Source organism: Streptomyces sp. NPDC019443 (assembly GCF_044389785.1).
In the GTDB taxonomy this organism is placed as follows: domain Bacteria; phylum Actinomycetota; class Actinomycetes; order Streptomycetales; family Streptomycetaceae; genus Streptomyces.
In genome coordinates this window covers 34901-57062 of record NZ_JBIRYJ010000018.1, presented here as the reverse complement: position 1 = coordinate 57062, position 22162 = coordinate 34901, and the positions used below count along the sequence as shown (strand labels likewise).

Annotated in this window: 19 protein-coding genes, 1 tRNA gene and 2 pseudogenes; 12 read left to right on the top strand and 10 right to left on the bottom strand. The window is 68.3% G+C overall.

From position 1 onward, the window contains the following. The first annotated feature begins 19 nt into the window (after positions 1-19). The 5 genes from ACH492_RS34490 (at position 20) to ACH492_RS34470 (ending at position 9113) form a co-directional block, all read left to right on the top strand. Positions 20-604 carry a hypothetical protein gene (locus ACH492_RS34490; protein WP_398992520.1) on the top strand — a complete coding sequence of 195 codons (585 nt, stop codon included), beginning with the start codon at positions 20-22 and terminating at the stop codon, positions 602-604. Positions 605-809: 205 nt separating this feature from the next. Beyond that, positions 810-3008: a DEAD/DEAH box helicase gene (locus tag ACH492_RS34485; RefSeq protein ID WP_398992518.1), complete on the top strand. Its 2199-nt coding sequence runs from the start codon at positions 810-812 to the stop codon at positions 3006-3008. Positions 3009-3262: 254 nt separating this feature from the next. Further along, complete coding sequence (locus ACH492_RS34480) at positions 3263-6364, top strand: FG-GAP repeat domain-containing protein (RefSeq protein ID WP_398992515.1); 3102 nt, start codon at positions 3263-3265, stop codon at positions 6362-6364. Positions 6365-6709: 345 nt separating this feature from the next. Then, the gene (locus ACH492_RS34475; protein WP_398992513.1) at positions 6710-8920 is read left to right on the top strand and encodes an FG-GAP repeat domain-containing protein; all 2211 of its coding nucleotides are present in this window, start codon (positions 6710-6712) and stop codon (positions 8918-8920) included. Positions 8921-9040: 120 nt separating this feature from the next. Further along, a tRNA-Lys gene (locus tag ACH492_RS34470) sits at positions 9041-9113 on the top strand. A gap of 34 nt (positions 9114-9147) precedes the next feature. Here the strand turns inward: ACH492_RS34470 and ACH492_RS34465 are convergent. After that, positions 9148-9729 (bottom strand): annotated as a pseudogene (locus ACH492_RS34465) (tyrosine-type recombinase/integrase); the annotation flags it as partial. A 2-nt stretch (positions 9730-9731) separates the two neighbouring features. On the opposite strand from ACH492_RS34465, the pseudogene ACH492_RS34460 reads away from it, so the two are divergent. Continuing rightward, positions 9732-10004: pseudogene (locus ACH492_RS34460) on the top strand (Scr1 family TA system antitoxin-like transcriptional regulator); the annotation flags it as partial. Positions 10005-10237: 233 nt separating this feature from the next. Here ACH492_RS34460 and ACH492_RS34455 read toward each other — a convergent pair. The 4 genes from ACH492_RS34455 to ACH492_RS34440 form a co-directional block, all read right to left on the bottom strand. After that, complete coding sequence (locus ACH492_RS34455; protein ID WP_398992511.1) at positions 10238-11479, bottom strand: ABC transporter permease; 1242 nt, start codon at positions 11477-11479, stop codon at positions 10238-10240. Beyond that, positions 11476-12162: an ABC transporter ATP-binding protein gene (locus ACH492_RS34450; RefSeq protein ID WP_398992509.1), complete on the bottom strand. Its 687-nt coding sequence runs from the start codon at positions 12160-12162 to the stop codon at positions 11476-11478. The genes ACH492_RS34455 and ACH492_RS34450 overlap by 4 nt, the downstream gene beginning before the upstream one ends. A 107-nt stretch (positions 12163-12269) precedes the next feature. Next, the gene (locus ACH492_RS34445; protein ID WP_398992507.1) at positions 12270-13733 is read right to left on the bottom strand and encodes a peptidoglycan-binding protein; all 1464 of its coding nucleotides are present in this window, start codon (positions 13731-13733) and stop codon (positions 12270-12272) included. A 270-nt stretch (positions 13734-14003) separates the two neighbouring features. Further along, entirely contained in the window at positions 14004-14483 is a 480-nt protein-coding gene (locus ACH492_RS34440; protein ID WP_398992505.1) for a hypothetical protein, read from the bottom strand. A 363-nt stretch (positions 14484-14846) separates the two neighbouring features. Here ACH492_RS34440 and ACH492_RS34435 point away from each other — a divergent pair, with 363 nt between their 5' ends. From ACH492_RS34435 to ACH492_RS34425, 3 genes are all read left to right on the top strand, one after another. Further along, positions 14847-15233, top strand: a complete 387-nt coding sequence (locus ACH492_RS34435; protein WP_398992503.1) for a hypothetical protein — start codon at positions 14847-14849, stop codon at positions 15231-15233. A 135-nt stretch (positions 15234-15368) separates the two neighbouring features. Continuing rightward, a complete protein-coding gene (locus ACH492_RS34430) occupies positions 15369-16337 on the top strand; it encodes a hypothetical protein (protein WP_398992501.1) in 969 nt (322 codons plus the stop codon). 32 nt (positions 16338-16369) lie between these two features. Continuing rightward, the gene (locus ACH492_RS34425) at positions 16370-17116 is read left to right on the top strand and encodes a helix-turn-helix transcriptional regulator (RefSeq protein WP_398992499.1); all 747 of its coding nucleotides are present in this window, start codon (positions 16370-16372) and stop codon (positions 17114-17116) included. A gap of 464 nt (positions 17117-17580) precedes the next feature. Here ACH492_RS34425 and ACH492_RS34420 read toward each other — a convergent pair whose 3' ends face one another. Both ACH492_RS34420 and ACH492_RS34415 read right to left on the bottom strand, forming a co-directional pair. After that, positions 17581-17838 (bottom strand): hypothetical protein, encoded by a 258-nt coding sequence (locus tag ACH492_RS34420; RefSeq protein ID WP_398992497.1) that lies wholly within the window; start codon positions 17836-17838, stop codon positions 17581-17583. Further along, positions 17835-18473 (bottom strand): DUF4407 domain-containing protein, encoded by a 639-nt coding sequence (locus tag ACH492_RS34415; protein ID WP_398992496.1) that lies wholly within the window; start codon positions 18471-18473, stop codon positions 17835-17837. The genes ACH492_RS34420 and ACH492_RS34415 overlap by 4 nt, the downstream gene beginning before the upstream one ends. Before the next feature lie 255 nt (positions 18474-18728). Here ACH492_RS34415 and ACH492_RS34410 point away from each other — a divergent pair, with 255 nt between their 5' ends. The 3 genes from ACH492_RS34410 to ACH492_RS34400 all read left to right on the top strand — a co-directional run bounded on the left by ACH492_RS34410 (position 18729) and on the right by ACH492_RS34400 (position 20153). Continuing rightward, on the top strand, positions 18729-19085 hold the full coding sequence (locus ACH492_RS34410) for a PadR family transcriptional regulator (RefSeq protein ID WP_398992494.1): 357 nt from the start codon (positions 18729-18731) through the stop codon (positions 19083-19085). After that, the gene (locus ACH492_RS34405; RefSeq protein ID WP_398992492.1) at positions 19082-19708 is read left to right on the top strand and encodes an HAAS signaling domain-containing protein; all 627 of its coding nucleotides are present in this window, start codon (positions 19082-19084) and stop codon (positions 19706-19708) included. The genes ACH492_RS34410 and ACH492_RS34405 overlap by 4 nt, the downstream gene beginning before the upstream one ends. Positions 19709-19955: 247 nt before the next feature. Continuing rightward, on the top strand, positions 19956-20153 hold the full coding sequence (locus ACH492_RS34400) for a hypothetical protein (protein WP_398992490.1): 198 nt from the start codon (positions 19956-19958) through the stop codon (positions 20151-20153). A gap of 437 nt (positions 20154-20590) precedes the next feature. On the opposite strand, the gene ACH492_RS34395 is transcribed toward ACH492_RS34400, so the two are convergent. From ACH492_RS34395 to ACH492_RS34385, 3 genes are all read right to left on the bottom strand, one after another. Next, a complete protein-coding gene (locus ACH492_RS34395) occupies positions 20591-20824 on the bottom strand; it encodes a hypothetical protein (protein ID WP_398992488.1) in 234 nt (77 codons plus the stop codon). Positions 20825-20948: 124 nt separating this feature from the next. After that, the gene (locus ACH492_RS34390; protein WP_398992486.1) at positions 20949-21614 is read right to left on the bottom strand and encodes a class I SAM-dependent methyltransferase; all 666 of its coding nucleotides are present in this window, start codon (positions 21612-21614) and stop codon (positions 20949-20951) included. A 64-nt stretch (positions 21615-21678) separates the two neighbouring features. Further along, positions 21679-22158: a glycine-rich domain-containing protein gene (locus ACH492_RS34385; RefSeq protein ID WP_398992484.1), complete on the bottom strand. Its 480-nt coding sequence runs from the start codon at positions 22156-22158 to the stop codon at positions 21679-21681. Positions 22159-22162: the final 4 nt, after the last annotated feature.

Sequence of the window (22162 nt, the reverse complement as noted above, 5' to 3'; positions counted from 1 at the left end):
GGGCACAGGGAGTTGGGCAGTGAAACCCGCGTCCTGTGCCCTGGAGGTGCCGCCCGTGCGCCAGCTGTCCGCACCCGGCCGTTTGGCTGTCGCGATCGCCGCTTCGCTGGCGATCGCGGCCTCGGCAGGCTGTATGAGCGTGAGCGACGACGAGGGTGGGAAACCGCCACCCCGTACGGCCACGGACCGGCGTGGGGCGGTGGCAGAGCCGGACGGCGGGCGGGCGGCGCCGGGCGGGCACCGGGCGCGCGGCGAGCACGGCGAGCCGGACAAGGCCGGCAAGGGGGGTGCGGTCGGCAAGGGCGCGTCACCGAGCCCGAGCGGTACCGCGAAGCCCGCGGCGAAGCCCGCGCGGGGCGGGCAGAAGCCGCAGCCGCCGCGGGATCCCCAGCCGACCGGAGGTGGAGCGTCCCCGTCCGAACAGCCGCCGCAGCCGACGCCGTCCGAGCCGCCACCGGTGAGTCCAACGCCACAGCCGAGCGAGCCGTCCGATCCGCCGCCGCCGTCGTCCGCTCCTGAGGTGCACGCGGGGGCAATACAAGGGGCCGACGGGCAGGGGATGTATACGGAACCTGCGGCGTCGCCGCAGGTGGGACCCATGTAACGGGGGTCACTTGGGCCGGGTTTGCCTTTAGTGGGGGAGGGTGCGTATGGTGGTAGATCGTTTGATCCCATTGCCCGGCGCCGACACAGAAGAGCGCCGCGTGGCGCGTACTCTCCCTAGCCGTGGCTGACCGCATTGAGGCGGTCGAATTGCGAATCACGGAGTTTGGGCGCGTGCCGAGACTCCGGAAGGTTTCGCATTTCGCATGTCCACTTTCAGTACTGATCACGCCGTCATGCCCGAGAACGACGAGGCCGTGGCGGCTTCCGCTGCCGAGGCCCTCGACGCCGTCGAGGCTGTCGAGTCCGACGAGGTCCCTGACACCGAGGCCGCTGAGCCGACTGTCACCTTCGCCGACCTTGGCCTGCCCGAGGGCGTCGTCCGCAAGCTCGCGCAGAACGGCGTCACCACGCCCTTCCCGATCCAGGCCGCGACCATCCCGGACGCCCTGGCCGGCAAGGACATCCTGGGCCGCGGCCGCACCGGCTCCGGCAAGACCCTCTCCTTCGGCCTCCCGCTGCTCGCCACCCTGGCCGGCGGCCACACCGACAAGAAGAAGCCCCGCGGCATCATCCTCACCCCGACCCGTGAGCTGGCGATGCAGGTCGCGGACGCTCTCCAGCCGTACGGCGATGTGCTCGGCCTGAAGATGAAGGTCGTCTGTGGCGGTACGTCCATGGGCAACCAGATCTACGCGCTCGAGCGCGGCGTCGACGTACTCGTCGCCACCCCGGGCCGACTGCGCGACATCATCAACCGCGGCGCCTGCTCGCTCGAGAACGTCCAGGTCGCGATCCTCGACGAGGCCGACCAGATGTCCGACCTGGGCTTCCTGCCCGAGGTCACCGAGCTGTTCGACCAGATCCCGGCCGGCGGCCAGCGGATGCTCTTCTCCGCCACCATGGAGAACGAGATCGGGACGCTCGTCCGCCGCTACCTGGTCAACCCGGTCAGCCACGAGGTCGACAGCGCCCAGGGCAACGTCACGACCATGACGCACCACGTGCTCGTCGTGAAGCCGAAGGACAAGGCGCCGGTCACCGCGGCGATCGCCGCCCGCAAGGGCCGCACCATCATCTTCGTACGCACCCAGCTGGGCGCTGACCGCATCGCGGAGCAGCTGTGCGACTCGGGCGTGAAGGCCGACGCGCTGCACGGCGGCATGACGCAGGGTGCCCGTACCCGCGTCCTCGAGGACTTCAAGAAGGGCTACGTCAACGCGCTCGTCGCGACTGACGTCGCCGCCCGCGGTATCCACGTCGACGGCATCGACCTGGTCCTGAACGTGGACCCGGCCGGCGACCACAAGGACTACCTGCACCGTTCGGGCCGTACGGCTCGCGCCGGCCGGTCCGGTGTTGTCGTCTCCCTCTCGCTGCCGCACCAGCGCCGCCAGATCTTCCGTCTGATGGAGGACGCGGGCGTCGACGCCTCGCGCCACATCGTGGCCGGAGCGGGCGCGTTCGACCCGGAGGTCGCCGAGATCACCGGGGCGCGTTCGCTGACCGAGGTCCAGGCCGACTCCGCGAACAACGCCGCCAAGCAGGCGGAGCGCGAGGTCGTCGACCTGACCAAGCAGCTCGAGCGCGTGCAGCGCCGTGCGGCCGAACTCCGCGAGGAGGCCGACCGCCTGGTGGCGCGCGCGGCGCGCGAGCGCGGCGACGACCCGGAGACCGCGGTTGCCGAGGCGACGGCTGTCGCCGAGGCCGAGGTGGAGGCCGCCGCTGCCGCGGCGTCCGTGCCGGAGCAGGCGTCGGAGCGTCGCGAGGAGCGTCGTGACGACCGGGGCAACTTCGAGCGCCGGGGTGGCGACCGGGGTGACCGCGGTGGCTTCCGTCGTGACAACGACCGTCCGTCGGGCGGTTTCCGCCGTGACAATGACCGTCGTGACGGCGACCGTGGTGGCCGTTCGTTCGAGCGTCGTGACGACCGCGGCGGCTTCCGTCGTGACAACGACCGTCCGTCGTCGGGTGGCTTCCGCCGTGACAATGACCGTCGTGACGGCGACCGTGGTGGCCGTTCGTTCGAGCGTCGTGACGACCGCGGCGGCTTCCGTCGTGACAACGACCGTCCGTCGTCCGGTGGCTTCCGCCGCGACGACCGCCCCACGGGTGGCTTCAACCGTGACCGTGACGACCGTGGTGGCCGTTCCTTCGAGCGCCGTGACGACCGCCCCGCGGGCGGCTTCCGCCGCGACGACCGCCCGACCGGCGGCCACCGTGGCAGCGACCGTCCGTTCAACCGCGACCGCCGCGACGACCGCCCCGCGGGCGGCTTCCGCTCCGGTGGCAGCGACCGTCCGTACGGCCGCCGCGACGACCACCGCGGAGGTACCGGTACCGGCACGAACACGGGTTCCTTCGGGCGCCGTGACGACAAGCCGCGCTGGAAGCGCAACGGCTGATCAGATCCGGTCTGACCAGACGGTCTGATCCGACGGTCTGACTGACAGGGCCCGTACGACACTTCGGTGTCGTACGGGCCCTGTTTGCGTCTGTGAGGCGGCTGTTGCTGCTGTTACGATCCGTCCACTCGCGTGGGGGTTCTGCCGGGGGGCAGCTCAACAAGATTCCGGTGCCGGACAGGTGCTTGGCCCTCCCACGCCGTCTTCGCCATCTTCTTGTCCTGGGGAGGGACTGAGTGGCCCATCGTGCCCTCATGCGCGGCGCCGTAGCCGCGACCATTTCGCTTTCTCTCGCAGCCGGGCTCGGTTCTGCGGCCGCGCAAGCCGAGGCCGGCGTTGTCTCCGTAACGCCGGAGGACGCCGTGGAGATCCCGGCCACCTTCACGACACAGAAAGGATCGATGCACCTGGTGGAAACCGGTAACCCGCTCTACGCGGACGGGGCGGGCCGGCTCGGGTTCTTCCACCGCGACAGCGGCACCGGCCACTACTTCTGGACGCGCTACTCGGACGGGCAGTCGTTCTCCGCGAATCCGACCGGAACCGGCTGGGGATCCGCTCGAGGCACCGGCACGGACACCATCGTGTACTTCGGGAACAGGTCGATCCAGCTGCGCGACATGGCTGCCGGGACGACCCGGTTCATAACCGTGCCGCAAGGTTTCGTCTTCGGCGGGGCGTACGGCAACACCATCCTCGCCGTGAAGACCGTGACCGAGGAGTCCGGCGGTACGACCACCACCAAGGCCGTGGAGCCCCAGCTGCTGGACGTGGCCGAGGATGGTGTCGTACGCAGCCGGCCGGTCGAAGGGCTGCCTGAGGGCGCCGAGATGATCTGGCCCGGTGCGTCGGCGGGCGGTGACTCGCAGTCCATCCTGCTCCGGCTGAAGGTGGATGGGATCCCACGGCTGGCGAACATCGATGTCGCGACCGCCCGGATGACCGGCCACACCCAGCTGCTCGACCGGCCCGCCGTACTGCTGTCGCCCCGTCATGTCGCCTGGTACACGGTCGGGACCGGGCAGAGCGAGATCAGGGTGGTTCCCAGGTCCGATCTCGGCGCAGAGCCGACGGTGCTCCCGGCCCCCCTTGGGGCGGACCGCTACAGCTACGAGATCGCCATCGTCGGTGACTGGGTGATCCACTTCAAGGGCCCCGGCCAGCCGGTCATGGCGACGCCCATGAACGGTGGCGAACCGCGCCGGCTGTTGAAGGACAGCGCACTGCGCCTCGCCTCGGCGGAGGACGGCTCCGCCACGATCGTGGGCGGTGCAACGGGCACCGCGGACTGGGGCGCGTACCGCATCACCGAGGGCGCGGACGGCTCGCCCGTCGTGACCCGGGTGGTGGACCTGTCGCCGGTGCCGGCCACGGTCCAGGGCCTGGCAGCGGGCGGGGGCACCCTTTTCCTCGGCGACAACAGCAGCGGCAAGCGCCACGCCTACACACGGGAACTCCGTGTGCAGGGGACGCCCGAATACGGTCAGCGCGGCCCGGTCATGCCACTCGGCGGAGACTGCCTGCCGTCCGCCCCCGACTGCCACCAGCTGTACTCCGACGGCGGGGACATGGTCAGCCTCACCCACAGGGCGGACGGAGATGACCAGATCACGACGCGCTACGGCGGCGTCGTGCCCACTGGCCTGTCCGGCGGGACCATCACGGACGCGGCCGACCACTATGTCGTCTACACCCACAAGGGCACGAACCAGCAGATCGTCTACAACACCCGGGGCGGCACCGAGAAGAAGGTTCTGACGCGCACTCCGGTGGCCTCCGCCCTGTGGGCCGACACGCTGTGGAGTGCGACGGGGGGCTCCGGCACTGGCTCCGGCACCGTGACCGCGTACGACCTGGCGGCCAAGAAGCCCGCAGGCGAGATCGACACCGGCTCGGGCTGCACCCACGAGGAGCTTCAGGCACTCGGCCGCTGGCTGTACTGGTCCTGCGGCACCCGAGCCGGTGTGTACGACCGTACGGCGAAGAAGTCCGTCCCCGTACCGGCCGATGAGGCACTGCTGGGCGACGGCTATCTCGTACGGCACAACAAGTCCGACGGCAAGCTCGAGCTGACCGACTTCTCCTCCGGAACGGCAGTCGACCGCCCGCTGGCCGACTTTCCCGCCACTCAGAGGCCGCAGCGCCGGGTGACCTGGACGGTCGACAAGTCCGGCGGTCATGTCGCGTACGCGGATTCCGCTCAGCGCGTGCATGTGGTGCCGATGGGGGTCGCCACCCAGCCACTCAGCGGGTGGCGCACCTTGTACCGGCACACGGGTTCCGGCCCGTGGGACAGCCACAACCCGTCGGACCTGACCGACACGGGGCTGTTCTCGGTGCGCCTCTCCAAGCCGGTTCGCGACTGGGCCGTGACCCTCGAGGACCCCCGTACCGGGAAGATCGTCAGCACACAGACGGGCGGCGAGGCCCGGCACACCCTCCGCGCCGAATGGAGCGGGCTCTCGGACAGCGGCACCCGGCTGGCGAACGGCCGCTACATCTGGACCGTGACCGCGCGGCCCGCCGACGGCCATGGCGCCTCAGGAGTCTGGAGCGGGACCTTCCAGCAGATGTACGGAACGCCGGCGTGGCGGGACCTCGATGGGCGAGACGCGATCGGCGATCTGATCACCCTCAGCAGGGGCAACCCGGTCATGTCCATCAGGCCGGGCCGGAGCAACGGAACGATCGGCGGATACGAGGGCGGACCCGCCCTCGACGACAGGGCGAAGATCGTCCCGATGGGCGACCTGAACGGGGACCGGTGCAACGACTTCCTGGTCCGCCGGTGGCCGGGACGGCTCTACCTGATGGACGGCGGCTGCACCAGGCATCTGTGGGGAGACGTCCCGGACAAGCTGGTCGGCAGCAGCGGCTGGAACCAGTTCGACGTGATGGTGTCCCCGGGTGACCTCACCGGCGACGGCCGCCCCGACATGCTGGCCCGTCAGACGACCACGGGTGACCTCTTCCTGTACGCGGCCAACGCCTCGGGCGGCGGAGTGCGCGCGGGCGTCCTTATCGGCAAGGGCTGGAAGGGCCTCATGACCGTGGGCGCAGGCGATCTGAACGGTGACGGCAAGGGAGATGTTCTGACGCGCGACGCCTCCGGGGCACTGTGGCGGTACAACGGCACCGGTGGTGGCACCCTCACGAACCGTGTCAAGGTCGGCAGCGGCTGGCAGATCTACAACGCGGTCGTCGGCATCGGTGACCTCAGCGGCGACGGCAGGGCCGATCTGGTGGCTCGTGACACCGTCGGCGTTCTGTGGCGTTACAACGGCACGGGACAGGGCACCTTCACGGCCAGGGTGAAGATCGGGACCGGCTGGCAGAAGTACGCCGAGCTGTTCTGACCGTTCCCGGCGCCTTTACGCCAACGAATGTGCCGACGTGGTGCCTTGGAACGATCGAGTCCTGCCGTGAGCGACTGACACAGGGCCCGTACGGCAGTCGGATGCCGTACGGGCCCTGTCTGCTGCTGTGAGGCGACAGTTGTGCCCCGTCCGCTGCATGCGGCTTGCCCCTCCCACCTGCGGCGGGAGATGCGGAAGCTGTCTTCTGTGCCTGACGGTGCAGCTGTTACGCTCCGGTCACTGGCATGGGGGGTAGCGCCCGGGGGGCTCAACACTTCGTGAGGTCGACCGCGGCACATCGTGCCGCGTCCTCTCCATGCGCCGAATCGCCGTATGGAGACACCCGTGACTCGACACGCTCAGCTCCGGCGGGCCACCGTCCGCCGGATACTCGGCACCGCACTCGTCCCTGTCCTCGGGCTCGGCATCGCCGCTACCGGCGCCCCGGCCGCTTTCGCCGCCCCGGCCTCGGTGGCGGTCACCGCCGTGGCCGCGCTCGACCCCTGGTCCGCCTCCGTCCCGCTGACGGACGGCACGACCATCCAGAGCGTCATCGACCTCAAGACGGCCAAGGACGGAGCCCTCGTCGCCCTCTGGAACCGTCTGCCGGCCGATCGCAGCAAGCGCGAACTCGTCGTGGCGGTGCGCCCGGCCGGCGCTACCGTCTGGGGTGCGCCGCAGGTCCTGGCCACTACCCCCACCGAACGGGGCGACGCGCAACTCGTCACCTCGCCCGACGGCGCCGTCACCGCTGCCTGGCTGGAGCACCCCAACGACGTCCCGCCCGACAGCGCGAGGCCCGGCGGCGTCTTCCGGATGTCCGTGCTCGCGGCGGGTGCCACCGCGTGGTCCGACCCCGCCGAGATCGCGGCCTCCGAAAACATTCGGGGGGCGCGGCTCGCCGGCTCCCCCTCCGGGAGGCTCGTCGCGGTCTGGCGGGAGATCATCACGGGACAGACGGATTGGGGAATCCACACCTCCGTCCGCTCCGCGCCCGGCGCCGCATGGTCGCAGCCGGCCCCGCTGGACCAGGCCCCGGGCAACTCCGCCTACGATCCGCAACTCGTGTACGCGAATGACGGTACGGCGACCGTGGCATTCGGGATGTCGGTCTACGGCGGCTTCGCCGTCAAGGCCGCCGACCTGGTCGCCAACGGCGAAGGCTGGACCAAGCCGGTCACGATCGCCGATCCGGAACACGGGGGCGGCTCGGACCGTGCCCAGCTGAGGCTGGGCCAGGACGGCCGGGCGGTGCTCGTCTGGACGTCGAGCAGCTCCGCGACGGTCGCGCAGCGGCCGGCCGGCAGCCTGACCTGGGGAGCCTCGGAGCCGATGACTGGGGTCGGGCTCAGGGACGTACCCAACGTGACCGTCGGCCCCGAGGGCGACATCACCGTGCTCTGGCCCCACTACGGCGAACTCACCGGATTCCAGGCCCGTACCACCACCCGGTCCGCGGCCACGGGCACATGGTCCGCCGTGAAGACGCTTTCCACCGCGTACGGGCAGGACTACTTGTTCGACCTGACGGTGGGCGCGGACGGAACGCCGCACGCCGTCTGGACGCAGGAGTACCACGGCGACACCCGTCGGCAGGAGCTGCACACCGCCTCCCGCGTGAACGGCGTCTGGACCGCGCCCGTGAAGCTGAGCACCCAGATCGAGGGCAACTCCCTGGGCCAGATCACCGTCGACGCCGGCAACCGCCCCGTCGCGGTGTGGCATCAGGCCACCGGCGAGCCCACCTCCCAGGTGCGCGCCGCCACCACTGCTCCCGCACCTCCCGCGCCCCTGCCCAAGTGGCGCGACTTCAGCGGCGACGGCAGGGGCGACCTGCTCGCTCTCACATCCGGCGGGACGCTGGCCGTGCGCACCGGGACGGGCACCGGAGGACTCGCGACTGGCGTGTCGGCGACCGGCTGGCCGTCGTCTTCGCTCGTCGTCCCGTTCGGCGATCTGTCCGGGGACAAGTGCAACGACCTCCTCGTACGGAGCTCGTCGGGCGCGCTGACGCGGTACGACGGCAGTTGCGGCAAGGCGTTCTCGCCGAGTGGCCCGAAGCTGGCGCTAGGCACCGGCTGGAGCATCTACAACACGCTGACCTCGCCCGGCGATCTGACGGGCGACGGTCGGGCCGACCTGCTGGCGCGTGCACCGGGCGGTGAGCTGTACCTGTACGCGGACAGTGGAGCGGGCAAGCTGAAGGCCCGGGTGAAGATCGGCACGGGCTGGCAGATCTACAACTCGGTCGTGGGCGCCGGAGATCTGAACGGAGACACGTTCGGTGACCTGCTGGCCCGGGACAGCGCCGGAGTGCTGTGGCGCTACAACGGCACGGGCAAGGGCACGCTGAGCGCGCGAGTGAAGGTCGGCTCCGGCTGGCAGATCTACAACTCGGTTTCCGGTGTCGGCGACATCACCGGCGACGGCAAGGCGGATCTGGTTTCCCGGGACGCCGCGGGTGTGCTGTGGCGCTACAACGGCACGGGTACGGGCACCTTCGCCGCCCGCGTGAAGATCGGGCCCGGCTGGCAGACGTACAAGGCGCTGTCCTAGCCTCCCGGGCGAGGGCACTGCGCCTGGCGTGCCCCATCTTGTGACCGGCGACGGGCCGGTGATCCGATACCCGATCGGCTCACCGGTTCCGTCCGGCTATGCTCGGGGGTGTTGTGCCGAGGGCCGTTAGCTCAATTGGCAGAGCAGCGGACTTTTAATCCGTTGGTTGTGGGTTCGAGTCCCACACGGCCTACCTGCGGCAGGGAGGGGTTAACCCCTCTGACCTGCTACTTAGCGCCTCGACTGGCTTCGGCCGGTCGGGGCGCTTCGTCGTTTCCGGCCTCATGCGTGAGCGATGCGTGAGCGGACGGCCCGGCAGCAGCCGCTACGGAGGCGGCGTTACGGGCACGAGGTACCAGCTGGGCGGCGGCTTCTGCTGCGGCTTTGTCGACCTCAGGCAGCAGGCTCGTGTACGTGTCCGACGTCAGGGTGATCGTGGAGTGCCGCAGCGTCTCCTTGATCGTGTGGAGGTCACCACCGCCGTGGGTCAGGGTCGCGGAGACGTGCCGCAGGTCGCGGAGGGTGATGGGCGGAAGATCGGTGCGCGCGAGGATGCGGCGGAAGGTCTCCGAGACCGTCTCCGGATGGAGCCACGAACCGTTCTCCTGCGTGAACACCTTGCCGGTGTCCTGCCAGGCCGTGCCCCACTTTTCCTTTTCCTTGAGCTGGCGCTCGCGGTGTTCGCGGAGGACGGCCACGTTCAGGCTGTCGAGGGCGATGGTGCTGGCGCTGCCGTGGGTCTTTGGCGCGACTCGTATGGATCCCACCACCACGATCTTTTTGGCGGGTGTGATCAGCCCAGCGTTCAGGGCCGCTCGTGTCGGTCTCCCTCGGGATCATCCCGTTCACCGCCCAGCGCACCGTCTGGCCGCTGGAGGTGTTCTACCTCTACGCCCATCACCGGGGCGTCGTGGAAACCCTCACCGCCGAGGTCAACGTCACCCAGCCACGCGAACTCCCCGACTACGGCAAGGCGTTCGGAGAGCTGTCGAAAATGGCCGTCCACGGCGAGCCCGCTCGGGCCCTCATAGCCTCCGCCGTCGACCCTCCGGTGAATCTGCGCAACTCCTCGCAACTTCGTTGAGGTACGCCGCCGCGCTGGAAGACGGACGGGCCCGCGACATCGTCAACGACACTATCCGCCACGCCTGCGCCCTGGCCTAGGGCTCCGGAGGAGACCCGGCCGCCATGCTCCGGCTCCTGTCCAAAGCCGTAACTTTCCTGCTCTGGTACACACAGGCAACGCCCCGGTGAGCTGCCATGCCACGCCAAAGCCGCCGATGAATATGCCGGGCGTAGGTATGGCCCTGTCCCTGCTCAGTGGCGAAGCGCTTCGGCGGGCTGGACACGGGATGCTCGCCAGGCCGGGTACAGGCCCGCGAGGACACCGGTCGCCAGGCCGATCGCTGGGGCAGTGGCCACTGTCCCTGGGTGGACGACAGGTGTCCAGTCTCGTGCCACGGCCACGGCCACGACCACGACAGTACCCAGGCTCGTACCGATCAGACCGCCGAGAGTGCCCAGCGCCCCGGACTCGGCCAGGAACTGAGCCGTGATATGCCGACTCCGAGCCCCCAGGGCACGCCGGAGACCGATCTCACCCGTGCGTTCCAGAACGGCGACGAGAGTGGTGTTGGCGATGCCGACCGCACCGATGACCAGACAGATCGCAGCCAGTAGCAGGAAGAGCTGATTGAGGTCAGAGGTGACGTTCGAGCGCAAGGTCTTGGGGTCGGGCGGCGGGACGGAATTGAGGTACTCGGGGTGGTCGGGGCGCAGTGCGGTGGGGGCGAGCCGGGCAACCTGCTGGGCGGCGCCGATCTCGGTGGAGACGAGCATTTTGGCGCCCGCCGACGGTGGGCCCCAGATCCGCTCGGCCGTGGTGCGCGGGACGATCACGGACAGCAGGAGACCGGGCTCGCGCTCGACGTCGTCGATGATGCCGGTGACGGTGAATGGTTCGTCCCCGATGAAGACCGCCGGGTGCGTCGCCAGCGTGGTGATGCCGAGACGGGCGGCGACGCTGGCGCCGATGACGGCCACGGGCTGCGCCGAATCCGACAGATAGCTGTCGTAGAGGCGTCCCTGCTTCAGATGCGGCACCGCGGCCCGGAGGGCTCCAGGGGAGGCGGCGACGACATCGGCCTCACCCGCGGCGTCGTCGCCGACCGGAGAGGAGCGCACGATGGTGCCACTGCCCAGCCGTACGGTCCAGTAGACACCGGCGTGCTTGACGCCGTTCAGCCTCCCGACCCGCTCGTCGGCGTCGGCGGGGAAGCTCATCCCCGCGAATTCGTTCTGCTGGGCAGCCTTGTCCTCGATGGTCACCTCTGTCGCGGTGAGCAGATTGAAGCGCGAATCGATCTGCGAGGATGCGGTTGCGGTGAGGCCGAGGATCGCCACAAACGTGCCGACGCCCAAGACCGTGCCGAGGGCGGTCAGCGCGGAGCGGGCAAGTCGCTGCAGGATCCCGGCGAGGGATTCGGACAGCAGGTCACGTGGGGCGAAGACGGACGGCTGGATGGCACGGTGGCTACGGCGCCACAGGCGCGGCCTCACGCGGCCACCCTCTCTCGCAGCACCCCGTCATGGATACCAACCATCCGGGAGCCGCGGGCAGCGACCGCGGGATCATGTGTGATCACCAGAACCGTCATACCGGACTCATGCAGCTCCTCCAGCAGCGCCAGGACTGACTCGGCGTTGGCGGAGTCGAGATTCCCGGTGGGCTCATCACACAGCAACAGGGACGGTCGGGCGACCAGTGAGCGAGCGATGGCGACGCGCTGTCGCTCGCCACCGGAGAGCCGCGTGGGCAGCGCGTCGATGCGGTGTCCGAGGCCCACCTGTGTCAGCGCTTCGTGGGCCCGGGGCTTGCGCTCGGCCCTCGGTGTTCCGCTGTAGACCAGGGCGAGCAGAACGTTCTCCAGCGCACTGCGATGCGGCAGCAGATGGAAGGACTGGAAGACGAAGCCGATCCGCCGGCCGCGCAGCGCTGTCCGGTCACCGTCCTTCAGGGCGCCAGTGTCGATCCCGTCGAGGAGGTACGTGCCGGAGGTGGGGGCGTCCAGCAGCCCGGCGATGTTGAGGAACGTCGACTTTCCCGAGCCGGACGGGCCGACGACGGTCACGAACTCGCCTTTGGCGACCGTGAGGTCACACGGCTTGAACGCCTCCACCGGCGGCGGGCCCGGATAGGTCAGCCCCACCTGCCGGAACTCGATCACTGGGGGGTCAGTCACGGGAGTGTCAGTCACCGCGGCCTCGATCACCGGCTTTACGGGGTGGCCGTCGGTGCCCGGCCGGTCCGCGACCGACGGAGCTCCAAGGGCCTTGGGTGCGCATTCCGTCACTGCGCGGTCCGATCTTGTGTACCGGGGTTGACCCCGGTCACCACGTTGTCGCCCTCGGCCAGCTCCCCGTCGGCCACCGGAGTCACCTCCACGAATCCGTCACCCGTGGTCCCCGGCCGCACCTGCACCCGCCGCTGCTTGCCGGTTCCCGACACGACCGTGACGACCGTCTTGCCGTCCGCGCCCGCCGAGATGGCGGTCACGGGTACGACCAATGCCTTCCCGTCCGTCGACGCCGCCTCAATGGTCAACCGCACATCCTGTCCGGCCAGTTCGGTACTCAGCGGCTTGTCCGGCTCGACAATCATGAGGTGGCCGCGCGCGCCACCGGACGAGGCGCCACCCGCGTCGTCCTCCCCGCGGCTCTGACCGTCCTGCTGCGACGACTGCCCGCCGGGCCCACTGTCGACGCTGTCGGCGACGGACAGCACCTTCCCGGACGCTGTGATCCCGCTGGCTTCGGAGAGGATCTCCACTTTTTGGCCGGGCCTCACCATGCCCTTCTGGTGCTCCTGCAAATACCCGTGCACCACGAGCGCACCGGCGGACACGGTCATGACCGACCCGGACACCTCCGTGCCTACGCGAGCCTGCACCGCGTCGACCCTGGCCGGGAAGCCCTCCAGGAACACGACCTCCGAGGAGGGGAGCATCGGCCCGTCCGCGGCCCGCGTTTCGGCGAGGTCTTCGCGCGCCTTGGCGAGGTCCTCCTCGGCACGTTCCACAGCCTTTTGCGCATCGGCTCCACCGCCACCCGCGCTGCGGCCGCCCGTACCGCCGTCGGCGTCGGCGGCTTTCCCGTCCGCGCCTTGAGTTTCCGTGTCGACCGCCGCTTCGGAGCCGGTTGCGGTGTCCAGCGCGTCCCTGGTGTCCTCCAACGCCCGCTCGGCGCTGCTCACGGCCTCCTCCGCGGCGGTAACCGCCGCGCCGCCGTCCGCCTGGGCCGGCAGCGGATCGTACCCAAGAGACGCGTAGAACGCCTTCAGCGCCTTCTTCGTCCCGGGCCCGAACATGCCCGCCGCATCGGATCCCGACCCGTGTCCCATACTTCGGAGTGCCTGCTGCAACTGTTTGACGTCGTTACCCGTCGCGCCAGGCTTGAGGTCCCGGTACACCGGTAGATCGCCTTTCAGGGCGAACACCGGCCGACCGGACACCTCCAGCAACGCCTGTCCCTTCTTGACCGTGTCCCCGACCTTCACCGACATCTTGGTGACGACCGACTTCGCCGCCCCCTCCCTGCCGCCGCCGGTGGGATTGACCTGTACGGACTGACCGGCCGTGACTGCCCCGCGCAGGACCACGGTCTCTTGGAGGACCCGTCGTTCCACTGTGGCGATCAGCACGTCCTCCGGCGGCGGGCCCGCTTCCGCCGCAGCCTGCGCGGGCGACTTGATGACGGAAGACGCGGCCACCCCGGCGCCCGCCAGCACGACCGCACTCGCGGCGACAACGGCCACCCACTTGCGGCGACGGGACAGGCCGGATCGGGTGTCGGGCCGGGTGCCAGAGCCCGAGTCTGGTCGATGGGACGTTGTATCGAGTTCAGGCGCCTCGCCCGGCGGTCGCTGCGACACTGTCCCCAACTCGTCTTTCCCGCGGGACAGAATCTGCGTCTCGTCGTCTGACACGGGTCAGATCTCCAGTTGTTTCAGGTGTAGTAAACGATCTTCAGCAGGCAGTGATCGGAGGGCGGCACGGAGCATGCCTCATCGGTCGGGCCGCGTCCCCTAACCGTCCGCGTGCTCTACACACACCACCGATGCGTGTTTGAAGGCCGGGTCACTCTTCATTTCCCTAGTGAACTCGACCTCTCCGGTCTCCGGGTCGGGATCCGGATAGTCCTTCACGCCCTGCTCGCGCATGCAGTCCGCCATGCGCTGCGCGTCTCGCTTGGCTGCCGCCTCCCTCTCCTCGCGAGCAGGCAGCAGATCGGCGCACTGCTCCTGCGCCTTCTTCTCTGCCTTGGCGTCGTAGTTGTCCTTGTCCACCCGGAGCCGCCCGCCCTCCTTGTCCAGCACCACCCCATGCTTCTCCAGGCAGAGGTAGTACTCCTTCTCCTGCGGGTCCATCGGGGTGGGCGTCTCCGAGGGTGCCTGCCCTGCGCCGGGTCCCTTGGCCGAGTCGGAGGTCGTCCCGGCGCAGCCGACAAGGAAGAGCGAAGCGGCCAACAGCGGTGCTGCGGCGAGCCGTATGTGTTGTGTGGTCATGTCGCATCACTTTCTGTGGATCCCCGGCTTCGTGACCCACGGATCACCCGGGCAGCACCTGACTGCGGGTGAAGCCACACGCCATCGAGGGATTGGGCGGGGCTTCGGCTCAGGAGCGCCGCTCTCACGACTGGGCGCTCAAGCGGCACCATGAAATGGCCGCTCCCGCCATGCTAAGCACGGCAGGCAGTTCACCACACCTGTCCCGAGGGACAGTAGACGCGCAGGCTTTTGACTGTGTTTGATCGTTGTCGATCATCAGCCACCGACAGTCGAAACAGTTTCGAAAGAGAGGCTAGCCAAGACATGCGTCAAAGCACTCACACCATATTTCGTCGCGCTGCCGTCACGGGCCTGTCACTAGTGGCCCTGGGCAGCGCGTCCCTCGCCACGGCCGGCTCCGCGTCCGCCGCCACCCATGACAACGGGGTCATGGAACAGGGCGAGTTCGGGATGTACTACAACTCGTACCAGGGCGGCTGCGTCTTCGACCTTTTCAATGCGGACGGAAACTTCAGCGGCAACTACTTCAAGACCGGCCCTTACAGATCATCCTGCGGTGGAATGGGGGAGAGCACCAACGACAACACCGCCTCGTTCCACAACTGGGATAACTACACATGGCACGTGTTCACTGACTCCTCCGGCGGAGGCGTCCATGGGTGGCTCGACAGCGGCATAAAGGGCAACTTCTCGACGAACTTCAAGAACGAGGTTTCGTCGGCGTACTGGTACAACCCGTACTCCTGACCAGCCTCGTGAGCCTGCCCTTCGGCCACGGGGCGGGTTCGCTCAAACCCTGAGCACACAAGACCGCCGTTCTGCCCGAAAGCGCCGGGCAGAACGGCGGTCACCGCATGGTACCGCGTCCAAAACGGAGTCACGTTGCCCAGCCCCCGCCCCACTTCTCCTCCCGCCGCCGTGATCGCGGGAAGTACCGCCCTACTCGTCACCGCACTCGCACTAGTCGGCTGCTCCGGCTCTGTAGTCAGCAGCGACAACAGCGCCGAACCCGCCGTCACGGCGACGCCCACCATGCTGGACACGGCAGGACTCCGCCTTCCCCTGGAGAGCTACCAACCCACAGCGGAACAACGCGAGAAGCTGCAACGGGCCCAGGACAACCTGATCGACCAGTGCATGCGGCGTTACGGATTCCGCTACCCGGGCCGGCCAGCGGAATTCCTGGGCGGTGGCACCGGGAATGCCCGGCGCTACGGAGTCTCCAGTCCCTCCCAGGCAGCCAAGTATGGCTACGCCAATAGCGTTCGCGCGGCTCCGGAGAGGCCGCCGATGGACGACATGGGCCCCAACGAGAAGCTCGTCCTGCACGGGCGCGATGACCAGGACGCGGCGAAGTGGCCCAATAGTCAGGAAGAAGCCGAGAAGTCGGACGAAGGAACGACCGTGGCCGACGGTCGCAAGGTACCGGCCGGCGGCTGTGTACGCGAGTCAGCCTTGAAACTCTTCACTCCGACCAAGGACACCGTCGACTACATGTTCATTCAGAACCTGACATTCGACGCGTATGGCCGTTCACAGCAGGACTCCCGTGTCGTCAAAGCCATGCGGTCATGGTCCGACTGCATGGCCGACCACGGCTACCGGACCGACGAACCCGTCGGCCCCATGAACGACCTTGGCTTCAAGGAGAGTGAGCATTCGAGCCCCGAGGCCATCACCGCGGCCAAGCAGGACGTCGCCTGCAAGAAGGAGGTGAACCTCGTCGGCATCTGGTCCGCCGTCGAGACCTCCTACCAGAACCGACTGATTGACCAGAACGCCGAGACCCTGAAGAAGGCCGATGAGCAGCTTGATGACCGGCTGCGGCTCGCCGACTCACTCATCAGGTGATACGACCAGCCCAGCCGCGGGATCCTGCCGCTATGATCCATCCGCCCCCCAGGTACAGGCCATCGATCGGCGTGCGATCGTCACCATCCCCGGGGGGAAATATGTCCAGAATCTGCCTGGCCTGCCTTGCTGTCGACATCGACCACGCCGACCCCATGGCTTCCGTCCTGAGAGCGTTCCCCCATCTCGAAGCACTGACCGAGCGTGAGTGCGAGATACTGACCGGCATGGCTGGAGGCGCGTCCGACCGAGACGTAGCCGAGCGGATGCAAATCACTGTCCGTACCGCGAAATGGCACCTCGCCAACATCCGGAAGAAGCTCGGCGGGCTCAACAGGCTGCAGCTCTGCCTTCTTGCTGCCGTCTTTCACCTGCACCGACTCGCCAGCTCGGGCGATGGGCGAAGACCCAGACCGCAGAGCCACGCGTGTGAACGTGTCATCCCGGGCGCTGATGACCAGGAACTTGTCCCATTAACCGGCAACTGGTCGGGTGGCCTGATCAACCCTCTGCAGCAGTCTGGACTGCTGACCTCAAGCCGAAACGGACCCTTGTCAGCTATGGCCGAGAAGGCGTTACTGGCTGCCGGAACTCGGCCGCCGTGGTCTCATCCAGGGGCGTCCGGCCGGTCCATCGCTCTGGCCGACACTGGCTCCGCCGCAAGTCAGGACGCCCCAGCGCATCCCCGAACCCCCGTACGAACATTTGGAAAGCGTGTTAGGGGCAACCTCTCACGAGTCCGAATCTCGTACCCTCCGCCAGTGCCTCACCGGGCATGATGTCGAGGGGCCCCACCGTTCGCGATGGGGCCCCTCGACGTTCTCCGTCTCAGTTGTGGCCTGCAGCCCTAGCCGCCGGGCCGTACCGGGTTCGCTGTCCAGGGCACCTCTCAGGCCGCTTCCAACCTGCTTCGCGCCCCCTTCGGCATCGGGTCGTTCACAGCTCGTCCGGCAGGCCGACGATCCTCCGCCTCGTCCGGGACTTCCCGGGCTGACCTGCACGCGCTGCAGCACCCGGCGCACTTACGCCCCAGGTCTTACCGCAGCCGTGGCGGCACTTCGGCCAGAGGCGACTCTTCCGGGTGCGGATGCGCCCGACTTCCCAAGTCCACATCCTCTGCGAGCCGTTTCCAGCCAGTCAGCGGCTGTCACTCCGCAGGATGCGAGCGGCGCGGGCGTCGAGTTCGGTCCGGAACCGTACGGCGCGTTCGGCTGTTCCAGGCGGTAATGGTGATCGAGGCGGTTCATGCGGTCGGCGGTTTCCAGCTTGATGCGGTGGCAACTGGACATCGTGTTCCATGCTTTGCCAGGACGGGCATGGCGTCCACCATGAGTAGCAGGGCGTGCAGCACGAGGGCCACGAAGCCGGCATACAAGTCCGACCCGGCGACGGCACCCAGATCATGGGCCTGGGTGAGGATGCCGTCGTCGTCGAGGTCGGCCGAGCGTTGTTGGGTCCTGGCGTCGATGCGCCGCTGGAGGGGCGGTCTGATAGCTGTCACCGTGTCTCCTTGGCCGCCAGGTTGTGACCCTTTTCGGCGAGGGCCGCCAGCTCACCCTCGTACTTCTTGAACTTGCCGGTCGTGAGGTAGGACGAGGAGTCCGCGCGGGCGCGCTCGCAGGTCTCGCTCACGTCGGCAATGCAGTTCCACCAGATCCACTTGTCCCGGGCGCACCCGCGCTGTTCGGTGGCCATCTTGGTGTTCAGGGTCTTGTTGATCCGGTCGACCTGGGTCTGGACTGCCTTGGTGCGCGCGGTGTTGCTCTTGATCTGGCCCTTCGGCGTGGCCGGGGAGCCGGGCACCTTCAGCTGGTAGCAGCCGCATTCGGGGCGGCCGGTGGTCTTCTTGCCGTCCGGCGGGTTGCCGGAGACGAGCATTCCCCGGTAGCCGGCCACCTTTCCCTCGTTGCCCACCGCGATCTCCTGGCGGATCTCCTTGTCGAAGATCTTGAAGAGGAGCGGCTCGGCGATGAAGAGGCCGAGGAGTACGGAGAGGACGAGGCGGGGCAGCAGGATCCGCAGCGGGCTCTGGGTCGGTATGCCATGGGTGCTGGACACCAGCCAGCTGTCCAGGGTGAGTACCACCCAGAACCAGACCACGGCGACCAGGATCACGGCCACAGGGGGAGAGTTCATCGCGGAACGTGGCCAGCGCCAGGGCCATCGAAGCGCCGCCGAGCAGGGCGGTGTTGACATCGGCCCCACGTGGACGGAGGAGGGCCGCCGTGGCGGGCTGGCGAACACATGAGCGCCAGCCACCTCTCGGCGGAGGTCGCTCGCCGAGCGTTGGGCAAGTGAGCACGCTGATCCCCGCACTCATCCACCCCGCAAGGGAACTGCCGGAGACCGCGAGGCTAGCGGTACGATTCGGCAGCAGGTACCTTGTTGCGCATGGTACTGCCGGGTGGAGCACGTTCTGGAGTGAGTCAACTCCGGCGGGGAGTCCTGCAATTCTGCGTCTTGGCGCTGCTGCGTGACGGCGAAAGGTATGCCTTTGAACTGGTGCGGGAACTGTGTGATGCCCACGGACTCGCGACCAGTGAGGGCACCATCTATCCGCTGCTCTCAAGGCTTCGGAGGGAAGGGTGGGTCAACACGGTCTGGAAGGAGTCCGACTCAGGGCCTCCACGCCGCTACTACACCCTCACCGCGACGGGGCGACAGGCCCTGGCTGAATTCGCCGATGAGTGGGGACCTTTCAAAACCGCCGTTGACAACCTCTTGGACAGTGAGGAGAGCCACGAGTGACCTCAAGTCAAAGTCAGCTCATAGACGAGTACTTGCGCCGCTTCGACAACGCTGCTGTGTTCCTCGCAACTGATCGACGCAAAGAGCTCAGGCAGGAGATCGTCGAACACATCGATGCTGGCATGGAAGAAGCAGACGCCCTACACGCCGAAGCAGTCCGAGCCGTCCTGGAACGGCTCGGACCCCCCGCGGATATCGTGGCTGCTGAGCTGGGCGGCCCGAGGTCGACTGGCTCCACTCCGGTGGTCAAACCAACTGCCCCTGCCGCCGATGCGGCGCATAAGCAGGAGATCGATCGCGAAGGCCAGCTGCCGCAGGCGCGGGACGACGGTGCGGCGCCCCTTGCTTCATCGCCGCCTTCGCGCAGAAGGATGATGCTTCTGATTGGGACAGCAGCGACAGCATTGGTCGCCAGCGTGCTGGCCTTCGGCATCAGCACACGTTACGACGATCCCGGGCGGCCGCCTGCCCTCGAGAAACCGGCCATCACTCCGTCCAACAGCGAAGGACCCGGCAGTACGTCGACAAGCGGGTTGCCAACGGCTGATCGTGCGGAGCCCACCGCGTCGCCCTCCGACGGGCCTTCCGAGGCCCCGGACGATCCCACGGCCTCACCTTCATGACGATCAGCATCCGACGGCAGCCTTGGGTGTCTTCGCCAAGCTGTCGGTCCAGGCCTCCCTTGCGGTCACGCGCCTGATTATGCCCCTCGAACGGGCTATTGCCTGTTCTGGAGCCACAGGGCACGGACTTCGGATCATCCGCCCCCGAGGTCGCCGATGAGATCGACGCCAACGAGATCGACCAGTTCCGCAAGTCGCCGACCCTGCCGACCAAGGTCATCGACGCCGTGCTCGACATCCCGGGGTCATGGAGAAGATGGCCAACCGCGTCGTCGGCGACACCGATCTTGTTGACCTCCTCGCCCAGGCCGCCTACTTGCCGCGCAAGATCGACCAGGACCAGGACCAGGACCAGGACCAGGGCGACGGGGCGAAAAGTCCGACGCCTGACGAACAGACGGAGGTGGCGAAGCGGAAGCGAGAGGGCCGAAGCCCGTGGGCGTGAACGGTCTCGGAGACCGAAAGCGCTGGCTTCGCGAGGCGCTGGACCGCTGCTCGGAGGCATGGCGGGTCAGGGAAGCAGGTGGGAAAGTGCCTCCGGGGTCTTGTCGCATAATGGGCATTCAAACCGCCGGATGCCACGTCGACTCCACTGGTCAGCGTGCCTTCCTGCGTGAGCGATGCGCGAGCGGATGGGGAAGCACACGCCGGTCCTGGACTGGGCCGCAAAAGCGCACGCCTCTGACCAGGCAAGAGTGGACAGCGAAGGATGACCCGGAACCGCCCAGCAGGAGGAAGCGGGGGACTTTTAATCCGTTGGTTGTGGGTTCGAGCCCCACGCGGCCTACCGCTCAGCCCCAGGTCAGAGCGCATCTGATCTGGGACTGGACGCGTTTCAGGGGACATACCGGACGCCTGCTCAGCCGATGCTCAGCCGAAGCGTCAACGATCATGTCTTTGAGGGCGGTCGGACCAGACATCCGGCCCGCCGCCCCGCCACTCGATCAGCTCCGGATCATCGACCACCGTGTCCGTCTCGGGCAGGCCCGCGCGGCGCAGGAACTCCAGCACGTCGAGCAGGTGATACGCGACGCCCACGCGCTCACCGCGGACCGTCACCACCCTGCCGCCATCAGACGACACAGCGTGGATGACCACAGGCGCCTCTTCAGCCATACACCCAGCGTCCATCCGGACCGATCCGCACGCATCCGGACGCCCGCCGCGGGAACATGAAGAAGCCCCCGGCCCGTCCGCGACGGGGGACGCGGACAGACCGGGGCGGTGAGGGGAGCGGGTGCTATCCGCGGGCGCGGACGAGGAGCGTGCCGACCTTCCGACGGCCAGGCGGAGCGGGCAGGACGCGAGCCGACGCCGCGGTGAAGCCGTGGTCGGCCAGAATCTCCATCCACCGCTCGGGCTCGTAGTCCCAGCGCTTCACGACGAGCGGGTCCTCGTCCTCCGACCGGTTGATGTATGACGCCTGGCAGCCGTAGCAGCCCTCAATGGGCGGCCGCTGGGAGAAAGCGAGGACGCCGCCGGGGCGCAGCCGCTTACGGATGACGGGCAACAGCTCGTCCGGGTCGGTGAACCAGAGGGCGCCGAATACGGAGTAGACCGCGTCGAAGTCCTCGGCGGTGTCGGCGAGGAGCTGCACGGCGTCGCCGCGGCGCAGGACCATACCGTCGATGTCAGCCCAGCGCGCCTCCGCGGCCCTCAGCTGCGCGAGGGACACGTCGATGCCGACCGCGCGGGCGCCGAGCGTGGCGCAGTGGGCGAGGTTGCCGCCCTTGCCGCAGCCGAGATCCAGCACAGCGGCGCCCGGGCCGATACCGAGGACCTCCGCGCCCGGTCCGTGGTCGGGGTACTGGGTCCAGTTGAACCAGGTCGTCTCGCCGGCCGCGTTCGTGGGGTGCCGTTCCGGCTTCTGCTGCGAGTAGGTGTCCCACGCCTTGGTGTCCGTCACTGCTGCTCCGTTCGTGGGGCCAGCCGCCCGGCACTCGGGCCGGGCGGCCAGCGTGAAGCTGCTGCTAATTCTTGCCGCCGTTGGGGCTGTCGGTGCACCCCGCGTAGCACTGGTTGCAGTCGCCCATCTTCGCCGCCGCGGGCCACAAATCGGCGTCGATCGCGAATCCTGCCTCGGAGATGGCCGCGAGGGTACGCTCACGCGCCGCCGCGGGGCCGCCCTCGACCTGCTCGCCGTCCACGGTCGGGACGTGGTGGATGAACCGCCCGGCGACCCGCTCGCAGAACACGGCGTAGTCGACGGTGTGGAGGATCCAGGTGTGCCAGCCGATGTCTACGAGCTTGCTCGGGGACAGTTCCAGGTCGGGGCGCTGGGCGCCTGCGGCGAGGAACGCGGCGGTCTGCGCGATGATGCGCTGCGCGGTGGTGTGGTCGATCTCGGGGTGGTCCTTGACGATGCGGGCGCTGAGGCGCTCCGTCATCTCGGGGCCGACGAGCTCGGCCGCGTCGGTGGTGCCCACGGGACGGTCTAACGCGATGGTCATGCTT

Coding starts and splice junctions, on each gene's coding strand:
- ACH492_RS34480 (WP_398992515.1), top strand. CDS start 3,263: ATGCGCGGCGCCGTAGCCGCGACCATTTCGCTTTCTCTCGCAGCCGGG.
- ACH492_RS34415 (WP_398992496.1), bottom strand. CDS start 18,473: ATGAACTCTCCCCCTGTGGCCGTGATCCTGGTCGCCGTGGTCTGGTTC.
- ACH492_RS34440 (WP_398992505.1), bottom strand. CDS start 14,483: ATGACCACACAACACATACGGCTCGCCGCAGCACCGCTGTTGGCCGCT.
- ACH492_RS34410 (WP_398992494.1), top strand. CDS start 18,729: ATGGTACTGCCGGGTGGAGCACGTTCTGGAGTGAGTCAACTCCGGCGG.
- ACH492_RS34385 (WP_398992484.1), bottom strand. CDS start 22,158: ATGACCATCGCGTTAGACCGTCCCGTGGGCACCACCGACGCGGCCGAG.
- ACH492_RS34425 (WP_398992499.1), top strand. CDS start 16,370: ATGATCCATCCGCCCCCCAGGTACAGGCCATCGATCGGCGTGCGATCG.
- ACH492_RS34485 (WP_398992518.1), top strand. CDS start 810: ATGTCCACTTTCAGTACTGATCACGCCGTCATGCCCGAGAACGACGAG.
- ACH492_RS34395 (WP_398992488.1), bottom strand. CDS start 20,824: ATGGCTGAAGAGGCGCCTGTGGTCATCCACGCTGTGTCGTCTGATGGC.
- ACH492_RS34400 (WP_398992490.1), top strand. CDS start 19,956: ATGGAGAAGATGGCCAACCGCGTCGTCGGCGACACCGATCTTGTTGAC.